Genomic DNA, 841 nt, shown 5'->3' on the forward strand with positions numbered 1-841 from the left:
CGCTTTATCGAGGATTTCCTCCGCGCACTCTAAAAAAGCTTGCGTTTTTTGCAAAATCTAATACGCGCCCACTATTTAGCAAAACATCAATATCACAAGCTTCTTGATATGCTCGTTCGCGATATTTCTGGCTAATAGCCGCACAATCATTTGATGTATTCAAATCGGTAAGCATCTCTACTAAAAACGATGGACAGCTATTAATTTCGACTCAATCCATATAAGATGACCCACACACTATTCTTTCCTGTGTCTTTATGTAAGTCACAGGCAAGGCCCTATTCAACTGTATCTTCACTCTCAGACCTCTTCGTTTTTTATTAACTTTTTATCAGTATAAAGCCAGGCCAAATTAAGCGGGATAATTAAACATATACACACCAAGGCAAAACAAAAAGCTGCTTCTATACAAACATTATTTGCCAACCAACCAATCAGCACAAGCGCTAAAATACCCAAAATACGCGCAAGAAAACTAACAATGGATAAAACCGTATTTGCATTCTTTTGTTGAATATGTTTAAAAAACTCTGCTTCAAACTGCGTCATAGGAACAGAAAAAAAACTATGAAATACGGTGAATAAAATAATAGGAGCCCAACTGTTTGCAACGAGGAGCAGAGCAAGCATAACAACAGCACTTAGGACGAGTGAGCACAAAGTTATCGCCATAGGAGCATATTTTTGCATAAGATATTTAATTACAAAGCGATTAAATAAGTATTTTACGAGAGTATAAGCCACAAAGCACAGGCCAAGAATAAGAATTTTAGTCTTTCCTGTCGCATTGTCTAATACTCCTGTCTGTCCCAAAATAAAAGGTTGCCAAAAATGAAATATT

The 841-nt window shown here is 36.6% G+C and carries 1 protein-coding gene; it reads right to left on the bottom strand.

The annotated features are described in order from the left end of the window. Window positions 1–300: 300 nt before the first annotated feature. Window positions 301–841 (bottom strand): MFS transporter (locus tag ACFILW_RS10240; protein ID WP_375685785.1); only part of this gene is annotated, 541 nt, incomplete at its 5' end.

Origin of the sequence: Bartonella sp. TT110JLCBS, from assembly GCF_042193405.1 — a bacterium.
Taxonomy (GTDB): Bacteria; Pseudomonadota; Alphaproteobacteria; order Rhizobiales; family Rhizobiaceae; genus Bartonella.